The sequence below is a fragment of the Kitasatospora sp. NPDC032757 genome, assembly GCF_055579305.1.
This window is the reverse complement of sequence record NZ_JBVINN010000029.1, coordinates 1-18,408: the sequence shown is the minus strand read 5'-3', so window position 1 is coordinate 18,408 and position 18,408 is coordinate 1. Positions and strand designations below refer to the sequence as shown.

The following is an 18,408-nucleotide window of genomic DNA, read 5'->3' as shown; positions in this document are numbered from 1 at the left end:
TCCGACAGTTTCGAGGAGATGTGGGCGGAGCTGCTCCCCGTGGGCCGCTCCGCCGCCTCCGGCGGCTACCGCCGCTTCGCCTGGAACTCCGCCGATGCCGAGTGCCGGGCCTGGTTCGAGGAGCAGGCCCGCAAGCGCGGCCTGACCTACGAGCTGGACCGCAACGGCAACCAGTGGGCCTGGCTGGGCGACCCGGCCGCCGGCGGCGCGGTCGTCACCGGCTCGCACCTGGACTCCGTCCCGGACGGCGGCGCCTACGACGGCCCGCTCGGCGTCGTCTCCTCCTTCGCCGCCCTGGACGACCTGCGCGGCAGGAAGGCGGACCTCACCCGGCCGCTGGCGATCGTCAACTTCGGCGACGAGGAGGGCGCCCGGTTCGGCGTGGCCTGCATCGGCTCCCGGCTCAGCGCCGGCGTGCTCGGCCGGGAGGCCGCGTACGAGCTGCGCGACGCCGACGGCGTCCGGCTGCCCGACGCGATGGAGAAGGCCGGCTACGACCCGGCGGCGATCGGCGCGGACGGCGACCGGCTGGCCCGGATCGGCGCCTTCGTCGAACTCCACGTCGAGCAGGGCCGCTCGCTGGCCGAGGACCAGCCGGTCGGTGTGGCCAGCGCGATCTGGCCGCACGGCCGCTGGCGGTTCGACTTCCACGGCGAGGCCAACCACGCCGGCACCACCCGGATCGAGGACCGCCGCGACCCGATGCTGACCTACGCCAACACCGTGCTCGCCGCGCGGAAGAAGGCGAAGCTGGCGGGCGCCCTGGCCACCTTCGGCAAGGTCGCCGTCGAGCCCAACGGCACCAACGCGATCGCCTCGCTGGTCCGCGGCTGGCTGGACTCCCGGGCCGGCGACGAGGTGACGCTCACCGCGCTGGTCGAGGAGATCGAGCGGGCCGCGTACGAGCGCGGCGAGCGCGACGGCGTCCGGGTCGAGCTGACCCGCGAGTCCTACACCCCGGTGGTGGACTTCGACGGGCCGCTGCGAGACCGGCTCGCCCGTCGTCTCAACAGGGACGGGGCCCCCGGCGGCGTGCCGATCCTGCCCACCGGCGCGGGACACGACGCCGGAATCCTGGCATCGGCGATCCCGACCGCCATGCTGTTCGTACGTAACCCGAGCGGCGTCTCGCACTCCCCGGCCGAACACGCCGAGACGGCCGACTGCCTGGCCGGAGTCGCCGCCCTCGCCGACGTACTGGAGGACCTGGCGTGTCAGTAGGCCGTGCCGGAGGCGCGCAAACGACGACTTTCTGGGCGCAGTACGCCTGGCTGCCGCACGTGAACGGGCCGGTGGTCGAGCAGGACGTGCTGATCGCCACCGGGCCCGGCGGCCGGATCGCCAAGGTGACGCCGGACAGCGGGCCGTGCCCGCCCGGCGCCGTCCGGCTGGAGGGGCTGCTGCTGCCCGGCCAGGCGAACGCCCACTCGCACGCCTTCCACCGGGCGCTGCGCGGCAACGTCCAGGTCGGCTCCGGCACCTTCTGGACGTGGCGCGACACCATGTACCGGTTCGCCACCGCGCTCGACCCGGACAGCTACCTGGCGCTGGCCACCGCCGTCTACGCCGAGATGGCACTCGCCGGGATCACCGCGGTGGGGGAGTTCCACTACCTGCACCACGCGCCCGGCGGCGTCCGCTACGACGACCCGAACGCGATGGGCGAGGCGCTGATCGAGGCCGCCGCCCGGGCCGGCATCCGGATCACCCTGCTGGACACCTGCTACCTCTCGTCCGGCTTCGGCGCGGAGCCGACCAAGCCGCAGCGCCGGTTCAGCGACGGTGACGCGGACGCCTGGGCGGAGCGCGCCGACGGGCTCAAGCCGCGCGAGCACGCCCGGATCGGCGCCGCCATCCACTCGGTGCGCGCGGTACCGGCCGAGCAGCTCGGCACCGTCGCGCACTGGTCGGCGATGCGCAAGGCCCCGCTGCACGTCCACCTCTCCGAGCAGACCGCCGAGAACGACGCCTGCCTCACCGCGCACGGCGTCACCCCGACCCGGCTGCTCGCCGACCACGGCGCACTCGGCCCGCGCACCTCCGCGGTGCACGCCACCCACCTCACCGACGAGGACATCAAGCTCCTCACCGACACCTCCACCAGCATCTGCATGTGTCCCACCACCGAACGGGACCTCGCGGACGGCATCGGCCCGGCCCGCCAGCTGGCCTCGGCCGGCTGCCCGGTCACCCTCGGCAGCGACAGCCACGCCGTCATCGACCCGTTCGAGGAGGCCCGCGCGCTGGAGCTGGACGAGCGGCTGCGCACCCGCACCCGCGGGCACTGGACGGCCAACGCGCTGCTGCGGGCCGGTACCGAGGACGGGCACGCCTCGCTCGGCTGGCCGGAGGCGGGGCGGATCGAGGCCGGTTCGCTGGCCGACTTCACCGTGATCGCGCTGGACTCGGTGCGCACCGCCGGACCGCCGCCCCGGCTCGGTGCCGAGATCGCGGTGTTCGCGGCCTCCGCCGCCGACGTGCGGCACGTGGTGGTCGGCGGCCGGCACGTCGTCAGGGACGGGGTGCACCAGCTGGTGCCGGACGTCCCGGGCGCGCTGCACTCCGCGATCGCCGCGCTGAGCTGCTGAGCCGTCGAGCGGCTGAGCGGCTGAAGTCCCCGTCACTCCCGGGGGCGGGGGGGGGGGGGGGCCCCCCCCCCCCCCCCCCCCATCCGTCCGTGAAAGGTCCCATGTGAGCACCCCGAGCAGCCCCCAGAGCCAGGGCATGCCGAGCACCTTGATCACCGGTGTCGGCAGCCTGGTCACCAACGACCCCGCGCACGGGACCGGGCCGCTCGGCCTGCTCACCGACGCGGCCGTGGTGGTGGACGGCGGCACGATCGCCTGGGTCGGCCCGGCGGCCGAGGCGCCCGCCGCCGACGAGCGGTTCGACGCGGCGGGCCGGGCGCTGCTGCCGGGCTTCGTCGACTCGCACGCCCACCTGGTCTTCGCGGGCGACCGCACCGCCGAGTTCAACGCCCGGATGTCCGGCCAGTCGTACTCCGCCGGCGGGATCCGCACCACGGTCGCCGCCACCCGGGCCGCGAGCGACGCCGAGCTGGACGCCAACCTGGCCCGCTTCGTCCGCGAGGCACTGCGGCAGGGCACCACCGCGATCGAGTGCAAGTCCGGCTACGGGCTGACGGTCGTGGACGAGGCCCGGGCGCTGCGGATCGCCTCCTCGTACACCCCCGAGACCACCTACCTCGGCGCCCACGTCGTCGCCCCCGAGTTCGCGGACGACCCGGCCGGCTACGTCGACCTCGTCACCGGCGACATGCTGGACGCCTGCGCGCCGTACGCCCGCTGGGTGGACGTGTTCTGCGAGAACGGCGCCTTCGACGGCGACCAGGCCCGGGCCGTCCTGACCGCCGGGATCGAGCGCGGCCTCACCCCCCGGGTGCACGCCAACCAGCTCTCCTACGGGCCGGGTGTGCAGCTCGCCGTCGAACTGGGGGCGGCCTCCGCGGACCACTGCACCCACCTGACGGACGAGGACGTGGCCGCGCTGGCCGGTTCGGCGACGGTGGCCACGCTGCTGCCCGGCGCGGAGTTCTCCACGCGCGCCGCCTACCCGGACGCGCGCCGGCTGCTCGATGCGGGCGCCGTGGTCGCGCTCTCCACCGACTGCAACCCGGGCTCCAGCTTCACCAGCTCGATGGCGTTCTGCATCGCGGTCGCGGTCCGGGAGATGGGGATGACGCCGGACGAGGCGGTCTGGGCCGCCACCGCAGGCGGCGCGCACGCGCTGCGGCGCACGGACGTCGGGACGGTGACGGTGGGTGCCCGGGCCGACCTCCAGCTGCTGGAGGCCCCCTCGCACGTCCACCTCGCCTACCGGCCCGGGGTGCCGCTGACGGCGGCGGTCTGGCGCGCGGGCGTGCGGGAGGTCTGACGCCGAGGGCCGGCCCCCCGCACCCCGGTCCGGGTGCGGGGGGCGTCCGTCACCGGCCCAGGCCCAGCGAGCGCCGGATGAAGTCGAGCTGGTGGTGGTGGAGGTTCTCCGCCACCGACTCGTCGGAGGGCGTGTGGGTGGTGCCGCTGAGCGGCAGGAGCTCGTGCGGGCGGCCGGCGGCCAGCAGGGCGCCGGAGAGGCGCAGGGCGTGGACGGGGAACACGTTGTCGTCGGCGAGGCCGTGGACGAGCAGCAGCGGGCGGCGCAGCCGGGGAGCGTCGCCGACCAGCGAGCAGGCGTCGTAGCGCTCGGGGTGCTCGTCGGGGTGGCCGAGGAAGCGCTCCTGCCAGTGGGTGTCGTAGAGCCGCTGGTCGGAGGGGGCCGCCCCGGCGACGGCGGCGTGGAAGACGTCCGGGCGCCGGAGGACGGCGAGCGCGGCGAGATAGCCGCCGTAGGACCAGCCGCGGATGGCGACCCGGTCGAGGTCGAGCAGCCCGGGCCGCAGGCGGGCGGTCTCGTGCAGGGCGTCGACCTGGTCCTCCAGGGCCGGTGTGGCCTTGTCCCCGAACACCTCCTTGTCCCAGCGGGGGCCGCGCCCGGGGGTGCCGCGGCCGTCGACGGTCAGCACGGCGAAGCCCTGGTCGGCGAACCACTGGGAGACGAGGTCCCACCAGGCGCCGGCGGTGGTGACCTTCTGCTGCGCCGGGCCGCCGTACGGGTCGAGGAGGACGGGCAGCGGGCCGTCCTCGGGGCGGTGGCCGGCGGGCAGGAAGAGTGCGGCGCGCAGGTCACGCGGGCCGAGGCGGAGCAGTTCGGGCCGCGCGGTCAGGACGGGCGGCTGCGCGTGGGAGGCCACGGGGAGCGGCGGGCGGCCGTCGCGCCGGACGCTGGTCCGGCCGGCGGGGGCTCCGGGCTCCCGGGTGGTGAGGACGAGCGTGCCGCCGCGCCGCACGCCGGTGTGGAGGCCCGGTCCGTCGCTCAGCCGCCGGAGGCCGACGACCGGTTCGTACAGCCAGAGGTGGGTCTCGGTGGGCTCGGTGGTGGCGGTGAACAGCACCTGCTCGCCGTCGGTCCCGGTCACCTCGCGCAGCTGGAGCCCTGCCGGGGTGACGGGCTCGCCGTCGACGGTGAGGTGCCGGGTGTCGCCGTGGTCGGCGGAGCCGACCAGCGCGCCCGCCGCGGTGCGGACCGGCAGACCGGGGACGAGCTCGACCCAGCGCTCGTCGCGCTGCTCGGCGAGGAGCCGGGTGGTGCCGTCGGCCGGGTCGACCGCCAGGGTCAGCACGGTGCGCTGGTCGCGGCTCTGCACGGCGGCGAACGGGCCGTGCCCGTCCCACCCGGCGGCGGCCAGGTACTCGTACGCCGTGCGGTCCCAGCGGACCTCGGTGCGGGCGCCGTCCAGGCCGAGCAGCCAGAGCGAGACGTCGGCGTTGGCGGTGCCGGCCAGCGGGTAGCGGATGACGCGCGGCTGCTGCTGCGGGTGGGCCGGGTCGGCGAGGTGGAGGCGGCTCAGCGGGCCGTTGTCGACACGGGTGGCCAGCAGCCGGGTGCCGTCCGGGGACCACCAGTGGGCCCGGGTGCGGAACATGGACTCGGCGGCGACGTGGTCGGCGACCCCGTACGTCACGTCCTCGTGCTCGGGTTCGGCGAGCGCCCGGTCGCCGCTGCCGTCGGCGTCGACCACGCGCAGCGCGCCGCCGCCGGCATAGGCGATCCGGCGCCCGGCCGGGTCGAGGCGCGGGTCGTACACCTCGGTGGCGGTGGGGACCGGCCGGACGGTGTTGGCGGTGGTGTCGGCGAGCCAGAGCGCGCCGCCGAGGGCGAAGGCGGCCAGCCGACCGGTGGCGTCGGTGGAGTACGCGGTGATGCCGGTGGTCAGGACCCGGGCCCGTTCGCGGCGGATGCGCTCGGCCTCGGGAAGTTCGTCACCGGGGCCGGCGAGCGTGGACGGATCGACGACCAGCCGTTCCCGGCCGGTGGCGGTGTCCAGCGCCCAGAGGCAGGAGAGCGGGTCGTCGCCGGCCCGGCTGCGCAGGAAGAGCACGGTGCCGCCGTCGGCGGAGACGGCCGGGTGGACGGGGGTGCCCAGGGTGAACCGCCGGGTGCGGGCGAGCTGGCGGGGGAGGCTGTCGGTCGGCATCCCGACACCCTCGCACGGCCGGGCGCGGGCGTGCGAGGGAAGTCGGCCGGGGCCTCGAACACGGCCGGGGTGGACACGGCCGGGGTGGACACGGCCGGGCGCGGGCGAGCCTGGACACACGGCCGGAGCCGCGGCCGGCCGGGGCGAACGCGGCCGGGGCCGGTGCGGATCTCAGGAATCCGCACCGGCCCCGGTGGCAGGTGTGCCGTCAGCGCGACGTCAGTGGACGTCGCCCATCAGCCGGACGACCTTCTTGCGGTACATCCACAGCGCCACGCCGGCGAGGATCGCCATCACGCCCTGGACCGCGAAGTACCCGGTGGAGCCGACCACCGTGTCGCCGAGGACCAGCTGGAAGATGGCCGCGACACAGTCACCCGCGGTGACCGCGAGGAACCAGACACCCATCATCTGGCTGGCGTACTTCGCCGGGGCCAGCTTGGTGGTGACGGAGAGGCCGACCGGCGAGAGGGTCAGCTCACCGACGGTCTGGACCAGGTAGACCATGGCCAGCCAGAGCGGGGTGACCTTGGTGCCGCCCGTGGCGGCGGCCATCGCCAGCATCATGACGAGGAAGGAGCCGCCGATCATCAGCAGACCGAAGGCGAACTTCACGGTGGTGCTGGGGTTCTTGGCCTTGCGGGCCAGGGCCACCCAGAGCCAGGCGAAGACCGGGGCCAGCGCCATGATGTAGAGCGGGTTCAGCGACTGGAACCAGGTCGACGGGAAGTTGAAGCCGAACAGCGTGGACGCGGTGTTCTCGTCCGCGAAGATGCTCAGCGTCGAGCCGGACTGGTCGTAGATCATCCAGAAGACGGCGGCGGCGACGAAGAACCAGATGTAGCCGCTCATCCGGGACTTCTCGGTCTCGTCGAGGTCCTTGTCGCGCTTCACCTTGGCGAAGACGAAGACCGGGATCGCGATGCCCGCGATCGACAGCGGCCAGATCGCCCAGTTGATGGTGAAGTGACCGGTCAGCGCGACGACCGCGTAGAAGACCACGGCCACGGCCAGCCAGAGGCCGGCCTTCTTGAAGATCGCGCTCTTCTCGGCCGCCGAGATCGGCGAGGTCACCACGTCGCTCTTGGCGCTCAGGTGGCGGGTGCCGAGCAGGAACTGGATCAGGCCGAGCGCCATGCCGATGCCGGCCAGGGCGAAGCCGAGGTGCCAGTTGACGCTCTGGCCGACGGTGCCGATGACCAGCGGAGCGGCGAAGGCACCGAGGTTGATGCCCATGTAGAAGATGGTGAAGCCACCGTCACGGCGCGGGTCGTTCGGCCCGTCGTAGAGGTGGCCGACCATCGTCGAGATGTTGGCCTTGAGAAGACCCGAGCCGACCGCGATGAACGCGAGGCCGACGAAGAACGACACGCTCGCCGGCACGGCCAGCAGGAAGTGGCCGATCATGATGATCGAGCCGCCGAGGGCGACGGTCTTGCGCGCGCCGAGGAAGCGGTCCGCGATCCAGCCGCCCGGCAGGGCGAGCAGGTAGACCATCGCCGTGTACACGCTGTAGACGGCGGCGGCGACGGCCGCCTTCATGCCGAGACCGCCCTCCGCGATGGAGGCCGTCATGTAGAGCACCAGCAGGGCACGCATGCCGTAGTAGCTGAAGCGCTCCCACATCTCGCTCATGAAGAGGGTGGCGAGGCCCCGGGGGTGCCCGAGGAAGGTCTTGCCGCTGGGAGAGGCCGACTGAACGCCGGGCTCCAGGGTCGTAGACGCCATGTGTAGTGGTTCCTTGCCTGACAGCGTCCGCCTAGGGGGGTGGCGGCGGACGTGGACCAAACCACTGTACGTGGCGACATTTGGCGCCATCAGCTGACAAAACACGCTAATCAGGTATGCCAATGGTAAAGCTCGCGACAGGCTAACTCGGCTGATCCATGGTTCTGCCGAGAGAATTCCTTCGGTTTGAAGCCCGGGGGGCAGAATCTTCGCCGAACAGGCGGTCCGCACATGTCCGTTGAGCGGTGATCACCCCCCGTATAACGATCACGCTCTGTGAACTAGCTCACAGGGGAAACGGTCATACCCCGGCGGACTACCATCACCACATGACCTGTGTGCTGCTCGCCGAGGACGATCCGGCGATCTCCGAACCGCTCGCCCGGGCCCTGCGACGCGAGGGCTATGAGGTGCTCGTCCGCGAGGACGGTCCGACCGCACTGGCCGCCGGACTCACCGAGGAGGTCGATCTCGTCGTCCTCGACCTCGGCCTGCCGGAGATGGACGGCCTCGAGGTCTGCCGCCGCCTGCGCGCCGACGGCAAGAGCTGCCCCGTCCTGGTGCTCACCGCCCGCGCCGACGAGGTGGACACCGTGGTCGGCCTGGACGCCGGAGCCGACGACTACGTCACCAAGCCCTTCCGCCTCGCCGAACTGCTGGCCCGCGTCCGCGCCCTGCTCCGGCGCGGCAACGTCGACCAGCTCACCACGGGCGCGCACGGGGTGAAGATCGACATCGAGTCGCACCGCGCCTGGCTCGGCGAGGAGGAGCTCACCCTCTCCGCCAAGGAGTTCGAGCTGCTGCGGGTGCTGGTCCGGGACGCGGGCCGGGTGGTCACCCGCGAGGAGATCATGCGCCAGGTCTGGGACACCACCTGGTGGACCTCCACCAAGACGCTGGACATGCACATCTCCTGGCTGCGCAAGAAGCTCGGCGACGACGCGGCCAACCCCCGCTACATCGCCACCGTGCGCGGGGTGGGCTTCCGCTTCGAGAAGAATTAGCCGCGAAACGATCCAGCCCCCGCGGGGGTACGTACCACCACGGGGAGCGGCAGCGTGAAACGCCGGATGATCAACTCGCTGCTGGGCGTCGTCCTGGTGGTGGTCGTGGTCTTCTGCGTCCCGCTCGCCCTGGTCGAGAAGCGCACCATCGTCAACTCGGCCCAGGACCGGGTGGACGCCGCCGCCGTCCGGGTCCTGGCCCTGGTGGAGAACCGGCTCGCCGCGGGCGAGCCGGTCACCGGCGACAAGTTCGCCAACCAGGTCACCGACGGCCAGTACGTCGAGGTGGACATCCCCGGCAAGGAGCCCGTCTCCAGCGGCGAGCGCCCGGCCGGGAACCACCTGTTGAAGGCGGTGGAGCAGGGCGCCAGCGGCGAGACCGTCACCGTCGAGCAGTCCCGGGAGGCGGTCGACCACGAGATCGCCAACATGCTGCTGCTGCTCGGCGTCGTCGCCCTGCTCGCCGTCCAGGCCGCCGTCGCCCTCGCCGTCTGGCAGGCCAAACGGCTCGCCCGCCCGCTCACCGACCTCGCCGAGACCGCCGAACGGCTCGGCTCAGGCGACCCCCGCCCGCGCGACCGCCGCTACGGGGTGCCCGAGCTCGACCGCGTCGCCGAGGTGCTGGACGTCAGTGCCGAGCGGATCGCCCGGATGCTCACCGCCGAACGCCGGCTCGCCGCCGACGCCTCCCACCAGCTCCGCACCCCGCTCACCGCGCTCTCCATGCGGTTGGAGGAGATCACCGCGCTCGCCGAGGAGCCGGAGACCGTCAAGGAGGAGGCGACCATCGCCCTCCAGCAGGTCGAGCGGCTCACCGACGTCGTCCAGCGGCTGCTCACCACCCAGCGCGACCCGCGCAGCCCCACCGCCGTCGCCTTCGACCTGGACGACGTGGTCAAGCAGCAGGTCGAGGAGTGGGGCCCGTCGCTGCGCGGCACCGGCCGGGTGCTCCAGCTGGAGGGCCTGCGCGGGGTCACCGCGGTCGGCACCCCGGGCACCGTGGCCCAGGTGCTGGCCACCCTGATCGAGAACTCGCTGATGCACGGCGCCGGGATGATCACCCTGCGGGTGCGGCCGTCCGGGACGTCGGTGGTGGTCGAGGTGCAGGACCAGGGCGCCGGGGTCCCACCGGAGCTCGGCAACCGGGTCTTCGAGCGCGCGGTCAGCGGCCGCAACTCGACCGGCATCGGCCTGGCCGTCGCCCGCGACCTCGCGGAGGCGGACGGCGGGCGGCTCGAACTGCTCTCGCTCCAGCCGCCGGTGTTCGCGCTCTTCCTGGGGCGGAGCCGCAGGGACGACTAGAGGGGTCTGGGGCGGAGCCGCAGGGACGACTAGCGGGGTCTGGGCCGGAGCCGCAGGGACGACTAGAGGGGTCTGGGGCGGAGCCGCAGGGACGACCAGCGGTGTCTGGGGCGGAGCCGCAGGGACGACCGGCGGGGCCGGGGGTGCCGCCCCAAGCGCGACCGGCGGCCCTTGGGGCGGAGCCGCAGGGCCCACCGGCCGGCGCGAGCGGTGGATCAGCTGGGCATCATCCCCAGCTGGCGCATCAGGCCCATGACGTCCCACTGCCACCAGCCTTCCGCGATCATTCCGTCCGCGAAGCGGAAGGTCGTCGTGCCGCGTCCGACGACCGACTTGCCGGTGGACGGTACGCCCATGAAGTCGGCCTTCTGCGTGGCGTGCCACGTCCACCGGGTGGCGACCTCGTCGCCCTCGGCGATCTGGCTGTCGATGGCGAAGGTGAAGTCGAAGGCTCCGACGTAGCCGGCGCAGCGCTCCTTGAACGCCGCCGGGCCGACCGCCTCCCCCTCACTGGCGAAGTCGTGGTCGCGGTAGTCGGCGGCCATGCACTCGTCGATCATGCCGAGGTTGCCCTTGGCGATCTCGTCCAGGAACCGGGTCGCGGTGTCCTTGTTGAACTGTTCGTCGCGGACCACGTCGAGGTCGGTGAAGGTCGGCGGCTCGTCGCAGAGCGCCACCATCTCCCGGAATATCCGGTCGGTCTCGGGCAGGTGGGAGTTCTTCATGGCCTCCTCGTACGAGGCGAACTCCACGATCTCCACGACGTGCTTGGTGTCGGAGCGGTCCGTGGCGACCACCGCGTGGCCGGCCGTCCGCCTGCCCTTGGTCTGCTCGGCCCAGCTGTCCATGAGCCGGTTGAGGTCGTCCAACTTGTCGGTCTTGCAGTCGATGATCTGGACGAACGCCATGGCGAGCCTCCTGGGTACCCCCCGGGCCTCGATCGTTCGCCGGCCGTGCTCGCCCTCGGTCCCCACTGTCCTCTTGCGGAGGCAGCTGCGGCAAGTGGGACGGGGAGGCCTACTCGGCCTTGGCGTACCGGATCTCCCGGGCGGCCAGCATCAGCTCGGCCTGCGCCGCCAGCTCGCTGCCGGGCTCCTCCGCGCTCTCCGGCTCGGGGGTCGTGGTGAACACCCAGGTCCGGTACGAGATGAAGCGGAACACCGTGGCCACCGCGAGGCCGACCACCTTGGCGCCCAGCTGCTCGAAGTTCGAGTCGAGGCCCAGCACGTACCTCGAGAAGCCGAGCACGCCGGTCTCGATCAGCATGCCGATGCCGCTGTAGACCAGGAAGAGCGTGATCTCCCGCTTGCGGGAGGCGGCGTCGCGGTCCCGGTACAGCCAGTAGCGGTAGCCGAGGTAGTTGGTCGCGATCGCGATGACCGTCGCCACGATGTTCGACCGCACCGAGGCGAGGCCCAGCCCGTTGATGCAGATCCAGAAGAGGGCGAAGTTGACCACCACGCCGCTCAGGCCGACGATGCCGAACTTCACGACTTCGCCCTTGAGCCCACGCAGTTTCTGCGCCAGCGAGGGGTTCGACGCTTCGGTCGTCGCCATACCGGGCTGCCTCCATGTACCAGCGGACGAGGGGGCTCGGAGCGGATGCTCGGTCGGCCCTTGAGCCCTGCGTGCACGCACATGATCGGACCACGCGTACCAGGACCTAGCGGCCCAGGCTACCCGCTTCCGCCGTTCGGCTCAGCCCCGAGGGTCCCGTGCATTCTGGGACGCCCCCCGGGGGCGGAGCGGTTCCACGGGCTCCCACCGGCCCGGATATCCTGGCGGGGTGACTTCCCCGGGCAATGCGAATTTTCCAGTGGTGGGCATGATCGGCGGCGGGCAGTTGGCCCGCATGGCACACCAGGCGGGCATCCCGCTCGGGGTCAGGTTCAAACTCCTCGCCGACACGCCCCAGGACTCCGCCGCGCAGGTGGTCTCCGATGCCGTTCTCGGTGACTACCGCGACCTCGACACGCTGCGCCGCTTCGCGGCCGGCTGTGACGTGATCACCTTCGACCACGAGCACGTGCCGACCGAGCACCTGCGGGCCCTGCAGGCCGACGGCGTCGCCGTCCGGCCGGGCCCGGAGGCGCTGGTCAACGCCCAGGACAAGGGCGTGATGCGGGCCAGGCTCGACTCCATCGGCGTGCCCTGCCCCCGCCACCGGATCGTCGCCGACCCGGCCGACGTCACCGCCTTCGCGCAGGAGGGCGCCGGCTACCCGGTCGTGCTGAAGACCGTCCGCGGCGGCTACGACGGCAAGGGCGTCTGGGTCGTCGGCGACGAGCGGGAGGCGCACGCGCCGTTCCTGGCCGGCGTCCCGGTGCTGGCCGAGGAGAAGGTCGACTTCGTCCGCGAGCTGGCCGCCAACGTGGTCCGCTCGCCCAGCGGCCAGGCCGTCGCCTACCCGGTGGTGGAGAGCCTCCAGGAGAACGGAGTCTGCGCCGAGGTCACCGCCCCGGCGCCGGACCTCGACCCGGCCCTGTCCGACGAGGCCCAGCAGCTGGCCCTGCGGATCGCCGGCGAGCTGGACATCACCGGCCACCTCGCGGTCGAGCTGTTCCAGACCAGGGACGGCCGGATCCTGGTCAACGAGCTGGCCATGCGCCCCCACAACTCCGGGCACTGGACCCAGGACGGCGCCGCCACCTCGCAGTTCGAGAACCACCTGCGGGCCGTGCTGGACCTGCCGCTCGGCGACCCCCGGCCGCGCGCCAAGTGGACCGTCATGGTCAACGTCCTCGGCGGCGACTACCCGGACATGTACCACGCCTTCCTGCACTGCATGGCCCGCGACCCGGGCCTGAAGATCCACATGTACGGGAAGGACGTGAAGCCCGGCCGCAAGGTCGGCCACGTCAACGTCTTCGGGGACGACCTCGACGACGTCCGCGAGCGCGCCCGCCACGCGGCCGCCTACCTGCGAGGAACGATCACCGAATGACCCACCCGTCGCCCGGCCAGCACCCCTACTCGAGCGCTGACGCGCGCACCCCCCTCGTCGGCATCGTGATGGGCTCGGACTCCGACTGGCCCGTGATGGAGGCCGCCGCCCAGGCCCTCGACGAGTTCGAGATCCCCTACGAGGTGGACGTCGTCTCCGCGCACCGGATGCCGCGCGAGATGGTCGCGTACGGCGAGAACGCCCACACCCGCGGGCTGAAGGCGATCATCGCCGGCGCCGGCGGCGCGGCCCACCTGCCGGGCATGCTCGCCTCGGTCACCCCGCTGCCGGTCATCGGCGTGCCGGTGCCGCTGCGCTACCTGGACGGCATGGACAGCCTGCTGTCGATCGTCCAGATGCCGGCCGGCGTGCCGGTGGCCACCGTCTCGGTGGCGGGCGCGCGCAACGCGGGCCTGCTGGCGGTGCGGATGCTGGCCGCGTTCGACCCGGAGCTGACCGAGCGGATGACCGACTTCCAGGCCGAGCTGAACAGCCAGGCCACCGAGAAGGGGAAGAAGCTGCGGGCCAAGGTGGCGGGTTCCTCCTCCTTCGGCTTTGGAAAGTAGTCAAATCGGATACAACAGCTCGTATGACATCTGAGCTGTTGGACTCCTCCACCCCGTCGGACTCCACCGCCCTGCTGGAGCGTGCCCGAGCCGTCCTCCGCGACACCCCCGTGGTGGACGGGCACAACGACCTCCCCTGGGCGATGCGCGAGCAGGCCGGATACGACCTCGACGCGGTCGACCTGGCCGCCGACCAGTGCGACCGCCTGCACACCGACCTCGCCCGCCTCACCGCGGGCGGGGTCGGCGCGCAGTTCTGGTCCGTCTACGTCCCCTCCCGGCTGGCCGGCGACCACGCGGTCAGCGCCACCCTGGAGCAGATCGACTTCGTCCGGGCCCTCGCCGCGCGCTTCCCCGACCGGCTCCGGCTCGCCACCACCGCCGCGGACATGGAGGCCGCCCGCGCCGAGGGCCGGATCGCCTCCCTGATGGGCGCCGAGGGCGGCCACTCCATCGACTGCTCGCTCGCCACCCTGCGCGCCCTGTACGCGCTCGGCGTCCGGTACCTGACGCTCACCCACAACGACAACACCCCGTGGGCCGACTCCGCCACCGACAAGCCCGCCGCCGGCGGCCTGACCCGGTTCGGCGAGGAGGTCGTCCGGGAGATGAACCGGCTCGGCATGCTGGTCGACCTCTCGCACGTCTCCGCCGGCACCATGCGTGACGCGCTGCGGGTCAGCGAGGCGCCGGTGCTCTTCTCGCACTCCTCCGCGCGCGCCGTCTGCGACCACCCGCGCAACATCCCGGACGACGTGCTCGCCCAGCTGCCCGCCAACGGCGGCGTCGCGATGGCCACCTTCGTGCCCAAGTTCATCCTGCCGGCCGCCATCGAGTGGACCGCCGCCGCCGACGAGAACATGCGCGCCCAGGGCTTCGACCACCTCGACACCACGCCGGCCGCCATGGCCTGCCAGCGCGCCTTCGAGGAGGCCGACCCGCGCCCGGTCGCCACCCCCGCCACCGTGGCCGACCACCTGGACCACATGCGCGAGGTGGCCGGCATCGACCACATCGGCATCGGCGGCGACTTCGACGGCACCGCCTTCCTCCCGGACGGGCTGGACGACGTGGCCGGCTACCCCAACCTGATCGCCGAACTGCTCCGCCGTGGCTGGTCGGAGACCGACCTCGGGAAGCTCACCTGGCACAACGCCGTGCGCGTGCTGCGCGACGCCGAGGCCGTCGCGCGCGACCTCCGGTCCACCCGCGGCCCGTCCATCGCCACCATCGCGCAGCTGGACGGCGCCGAGCCCCGGGAGTCCTGACCCGGTCGCGGGATCCGGACGGCCGGGCGCGCCGACCCGCGCGGGCCTGCGCCGACCTGCGCCGCCGTCGGCCGGGAATGGCCGGGGCCGCGGTGGCGCTGGGTCGGGTGGGTTCTCGGCTGCGAGGAGGCAGGACATGTACGGCGACCCGGAGACGGTCCGGAAGATCCTTACCGAGCTCGGTGACACCTGGGCCGTCGTGGGCCTCTCGTCCAACCGGCGGCGGGCGGCCCACGGTGTCGCCGAGGTGCTGCAGCGCTTCGGCAAGCGGATCGTGCCCGTGCACCCGAAGGCGGAGACGGTGCACGGCGAGAAGGGGTACGCCTCCCTCGCGGACATCCCGTTCGAGGTCGACGTGGTGGACGTCTTCGTCCGGCCGGAACTCGCCGGCGGGGTCGCGGACGAGGCGGCCGCGATCGGGGCCGCGGCCGTCTGGTTCCAGCTCGGCGTGGTCGACGAGGCCGCGTACGAGCGGACGCGGGCCGCGGGGCTCTCGATGGTGATGGACAGGTGCCCCGCCATCGAGATCCCGCGCCTCGGCCTGGCCGGCCGGTTCGGTCAGGGCCCGTCCGGGACGGCTCCGGGGCGAGGATGAGTCATCCGGCCGCCCCCGCGATCGGCGGCGGGGCTCCCGTCAGCTGGGGCGGCCGAGCGCGCGGTACGTCCAGCCGGCCTCGCGCCAGGCGTCGGCGTCGAGGACGTTGCGGCCGTCCAGCAGGCGGCGCTCGGCGACCACCGCACCCAGCTCGGCCGGGTCGAGGGCGCGGAACTCCTGCCACTCGGTGAGGTGCAGCACCACGTGCGCGCCCTCGGCGGCCTCCAGCGGGGAGTCGGCGTAGGCCAGGCCCGGGAACATCTTGCGGGCGTTGTCCATCGCCTTCGGGTCGTACACCGTGACCTGGGCGCCCTGGAGCTGGATCTGGGCGGCGACGTTGAGCGCGGGCGAGTCCCGGATGTCGTCCGAGTTCGGCTTGAAGGCGGCGCCGAGGACGGCGACCCGGCGGCCGAGGAAGCCGCCGCCGCACTGCTCGCGGGCCAGCTCCACCATCCGCGAGCGGCGGCGCATGTTGATCGAGTCGACCTCGCGCAGGAAGGTCAGCGCCTGGTCGGCGCCCAGCTCCCCGGCCCGGGCCATGAACGCGCGGATGTCCTTGGGCAGGCAGCCGCCGCCGAAGCCGAGGCCGGAGTTGAGGAACTTGCCGCCGATCCGCTCGTCGTAGGAGAGCGCGGTGCTCAGCTGGGTCACGTCGGCGCCGGCCGCCTCGCAGACCTCCGCCATCGCGTTGATGAAGGAGATCTTGGTGGCCAGGAAGGAGTTGGCGGCGGCCTTGACCAGCTCGGCGGTCGCGTAGTCGGTGACCACGAACGGGACCCCGGCCGCGATCGGGTCCGCGTACACCTCGCGCAGCAGCTGCTCGGCGCGCTCGCTGCGGGTGCCGACCACGATCCGGTCCGGGCGCAGGGTGTCCTGGACGGCGAAGCCCTCGCGCAGGAACTCCGGGTTCCAGGCGAGTTCGGCGCCCTCGCCGACCGGTGCCAGTGAGGCCAGCCGCTCGGCCAGCCGGCCCGCCGAGCCGACCGGGACGGTCGACTTGCCGACCACCAGCACCGGGCGGGTCAGGTGCGGGGCGAGCGCGTCGATCGCGGCGTCCACGTACGACATGTCGGCGGCGAACTCGCCCTTGCGCTGCGGGGTGTTGACGCAGACGAAGTGCACGTCGCCGAAGTCGGCGGCCTCCTGGGCGGAGGTGGTGAAGCGCAGCCGGCCGGTCGATCCCTCGTGGCCCGCCACGTGCTTGAGCAGCAGCTCGGACAGGCCCGGCTCGTACATCGGGACCCGGCCGGCGGTCAGCGTGGCGATCTTCTCCGGGTCGACGTCCAGCCCCAGCACCTCGAAGCCGAACTCCGCCATGGCGGCGGCGTGGGTGGCACCGAGATAGCCGGTGCCGATCACGGAGATACGGAGGGCCACGGGTTCCCCTTATGTGGAATCTCGACCTGGGCGGGTGCGGGCGGACATGACGTGCGAGGACCGATGCTATCCGGCTGCACGGGTGCCGCCCAGGCCGTCCCGGCGGCACCGGGTTTTCGGCCGCGGGGGCGCGGTTTCCGGGCAGGGCACGGGGCCCGGCACGGACCGGGGGTGCGATCTCGGCGGAACCCCCGCGCCGGAGATGTGACCGGCGGCACAATGCGCGCATGGATCCGAAGCCCGAGCGCACGGACGAACCCGAGAACACCGACGAGACGGCCGGGCTCAGCCTCTTCGAGCCGCGCGAGGGCGGCGGGGGAGCGCCCGGGCCCGACGCCGACCGCGAGCCGCCGGGCCGGCGCCGCCGCACCCGCCGCGTCCTGCTCTGGACCCTCTCCGTGCTGCTGGTGCTGGCCGTCGGCGCCGGCGGCGCGCTCTACTGGACGGCCGAGCACTACGCCTCGTCCGTCACCCGGATCCCGAACGCCTTCCCCACCGCGCCGGACTCCGCCCAGCCGAGGCCCGTCCCGTCGAGCGGCCTCAATCTGCTGCTGGTCGGCCTGGACGCCCGCTCGGACGTCCCGACCACCGGCAGCAGGGCCGAGGCCCCGGCCTGGCAGGCGGGCGCGGCCCGCAGCGACACCATGATGCTGCTGCACCTCTCCGACGACCGCCGCAGCGCCTCGCTGGTCTCGCTGGCCCGCGACACCTGGGTCTCCGTCCCCGGCCACGGCCAGGCCAAGCTCAACGCCGCGTACTCCTGGGGCGGCCCGGCGCTGATGACCGAGACCGTGCAGGACCTCACCGGCATCCGGATCGACCACCTCGCCGTCATCGACTGGAACGGCTTCCGCGAGCTCACCGACGCCGTCGGCGGGGTGGACATCACCATCGCGCGCACCATCGAGGCGGCCGGCGAGGCCCGCGCCTGGGAGGCCGGCACTCATCACATGGACGGCGCGCAGGCGCTGCTCTACGTCCGCGAGCGCTACGGCCTGCCCGGCGGCGACCTCGACCGCACCAAGCGGCAGCAGAACTTCCTGCGCGCGCTGATGCTGCGGATCATGGACTCGGGCACGCTGACCAGCCCGTCCAGGCTCGGCGGCCTGCTGCAGTCGGTCGGCGAGGTGGTCAGCGTGGACGACCGGCTCTCCAACGGCGACCTCTTCCAACTCGCCTGGAGCCTGCGCTCGCTGCGGCCGGACGACGTCCGCTTCATGAACGCGCCGTTCGGCGGCTTCGACACGCGGGAGGGCCAGAGCGTCGTCCTGCTGGCCGAGCGCCCGGCCGCCCAGCTCTGGGAGGCGATGCGCAACGACCGGATGCCGCAGTACTTCCAGGAGCACCGGGCCGGCGACACCCTGGGGGCGGACGTCGACTGAACCTAGGCAGCCGCAGGTCGGAGCCCTAGGATCTGTCTACTGAACGGTAGTTAACTCACTTCACTCCTTCATCACACGAACGAGGCGGGAATCATGGCGGGCAGCGCAGGGGCGGACTTCGATCTCTTCCGGATCTCCGAGGAGCACGAGATGCTCCGTGAGGCGGTGCGTTCGCTGGCCGAGGCGAAGATCGCTCCGTTCGCGGCGG

Annotated in this window: 15 protein-coding genes; 10 read left to right on the top strand and 5 right to left on the bottom strand. The window is 72.9% G+C overall.

Features of this window, described 5'->3' with window-relative positions; translation table 11 throughout:
• Nucleotides 1-18 precede the first annotated feature (18 nt).
• The 3 genes from ACZ5WK_RS27070 (at nt 19) to hutI (ending at nt 3,894) form a co-directional block, all read left to right on the top strand.
• Entirely contained in the window at nt 19-1,221 is a 1,203-nt protein-coding gene (locus ACZ5WK_RS27070; RefSeq protein WP_465551091.1) for an allantoate amidohydrolase, read from the top strand.
• Nucleotides 1,212-2,588: a formimidoylglutamate deiminase gene (locus ACZ5WK_RS27065; protein ID WP_465550955.1), complete on the top strand. Its 1,377-nt coding sequence runs from the start codon at nt 1,212-1,214 to the stop codon at nt 2,586-2,588. The genes ACZ5WK_RS27070 and ACZ5WK_RS27065 overlap by 10 nt, the downstream gene beginning before the upstream one ends.
• Nucleotides 2,589-2,724: 136 nt before the next feature.
• Nucleotides 2,725-3,894, top strand: a complete 1,170-nt coding sequence (gene hutI / locus ACZ5WK_RS27060) for an imidazolonepropionase (protein ID WP_465550953.1) — start codon at nt 2,725-2,727, stop codon at nt 3,892-3,894.
• A 49-nt stretch (nt 3,895-3,943) separates the two neighbouring features.
• Here the strand turns inward: hutI and ACZ5WK_RS27055 are convergent, their stop codons facing one another.
• Nucleotides 3,944-6,034 carry a prolyl oligopeptidase family serine peptidase gene (locus ACZ5WK_RS27055; protein ID WP_465550951.1) on the bottom strand — a complete coding sequence of 697 codons (2,091 nt, stop codon included), beginning with the start codon at nt 6,032-6,034 and terminating at the stop codon, nt 3,944-3,946.
• A 219-nt stretch (nt 6,035-6,253) separates the two neighbouring features.
• The gene (locus ACZ5WK_RS27050) at nt 6,254-7,762 is read right to left on the bottom strand and encodes a peptide MFS transporter (protein WP_465550949.1); all 1,509 of its coding nucleotides are present in this window, start codon (nt 7,760-7,762) and stop codon (nt 6,254-6,256) included.
• Nucleotides 7,763-8,091: 329 nt separating this feature from the next.
• On the opposite strand from ACZ5WK_RS27050, the gene ACZ5WK_RS27045 reads away from it, so the two are divergent.
• Together ACZ5WK_RS27045 and ACZ5WK_RS27040 are read left to right on the top strand one after the other, a co-directional pair.
• Nucleotides 8,092-8,766, top strand: a complete 675-nt coding sequence (locus ACZ5WK_RS27045; protein WP_030290974.1) for a response regulator transcription factor — start codon at nt 8,092-8,094, stop codon at nt 8,764-8,766.
• A gap of 54 nt (nt 8,767-8,820) precedes the next feature.
• Complete coding sequence (locus ACZ5WK_RS27040) at nt 8,821-10,068, top strand: ATP-binding protein (RefSeq protein ID WP_465550947.1); 1,248 nt, start codon at nt 8,821-8,823, stop codon at nt 10,066-10,068.
• 215 nt (nt 10,069-10,283) lie between these two features.
• Here ACZ5WK_RS27040 and ACZ5WK_RS27035 read toward each other — a convergent pair whose 3' ends face one another.
• A complete protein-coding gene (locus ACZ5WK_RS27035) occupies nt 10,284-10,976 on the bottom strand; it encodes an ester cyclase (protein WP_465550945.1) in 693 nt (230 codons plus the stop codon).
• A gap of 109 nt (nt 10,977-11,085) precedes the next feature.
• On the bottom strand, nt 11,086-11,625 hold the full coding sequence (locus tag ACZ5WK_RS27030) for a GtrA family protein (protein ID WP_465550943.1): 540 nt from the start codon (nt 11,623-11,625) through the stop codon (nt 11,086-11,088).
• Between the two features lie 229 nt (nt 11,626-11,854).
• Here ACZ5WK_RS27030 and ACZ5WK_RS27025 point away from each other — a divergent pair, with 229 nt between their 5' ends.
• The 4 genes from ACZ5WK_RS27025 (at nt 11,855) to ACZ5WK_RS27010 (ending at nt 15,441) form a co-directional block, all read left to right on the top strand.
• The gene (locus ACZ5WK_RS27025) at nt 11,855-13,012 is read left to right on the top strand and encodes a 5-(carboxyamino)imidazole ribonucleotide synthase (RefSeq protein ID WP_465550941.1); all 1,158 of its coding nucleotides are present in this window, start codon (nt 11,855-11,857) and stop codon (nt 13,010-13,012) included.
• Nucleotides 13,009-13,578, top strand: coding sequence for a 5-(carboxyamino)imidazole ribonucleotide mutase (purE, locus tag ACZ5WK_RS27020; protein ID WP_465550939.1), 570 nt, complete (start codon nt 13,009-13,011; stop codon nt 13,576-13,578). Before ACZ5WK_RS27025 ends, purE begins: the two co-directional genes overlap by 4 nt.
• Before the next feature lie 23 nt (nt 13,579-13,601).
• Entirely contained in the window at nt 13,602-14,846 is a 1,245-nt protein-coding gene (locus ACZ5WK_RS27015) for a dipeptidase (RefSeq protein WP_465550937.1), read from the top strand.
• A 136-nt stretch (nt 14,847-14,982) separates the two neighbouring features.
• Nucleotides 14,983-15,441, top strand: a complete 459-nt coding sequence (locus ACZ5WK_RS27010; RefSeq protein WP_465550935.1) for a CoA-binding protein — start codon at nt 14,983-14,985, stop codon at nt 15,439-15,441.
• Between the two features lie 39 nt (nt 15,442-15,480).
• Here the strand turns inward: ACZ5WK_RS27010 and ACZ5WK_RS27005 are convergent, their stop codons facing one another.
• On the bottom strand, nt 15,481-16,818 hold the full coding sequence (locus ACZ5WK_RS27005; protein ID WP_396321312.1) for a UDP-glucose dehydrogenase family protein: 1,338 nt from the start codon (nt 16,816-16,818) through the stop codon (nt 15,481-15,483).
• A 227-nt stretch (nt 16,819-17,045) separates the two neighbouring features.
• On the opposite strand from ACZ5WK_RS27005, the gene ACZ5WK_RS27000 reads away from it, so the two are divergent.
• Entirely contained in the window at nt 17,046-18,200 is a 1,155-nt protein-coding gene (locus ACZ5WK_RS27000) for an LCP family protein (protein WP_465550933.1), read from the top strand.
• The last annotated feature ends 208 nt before the right edge of the window (nt 18,201-18,408 follow it).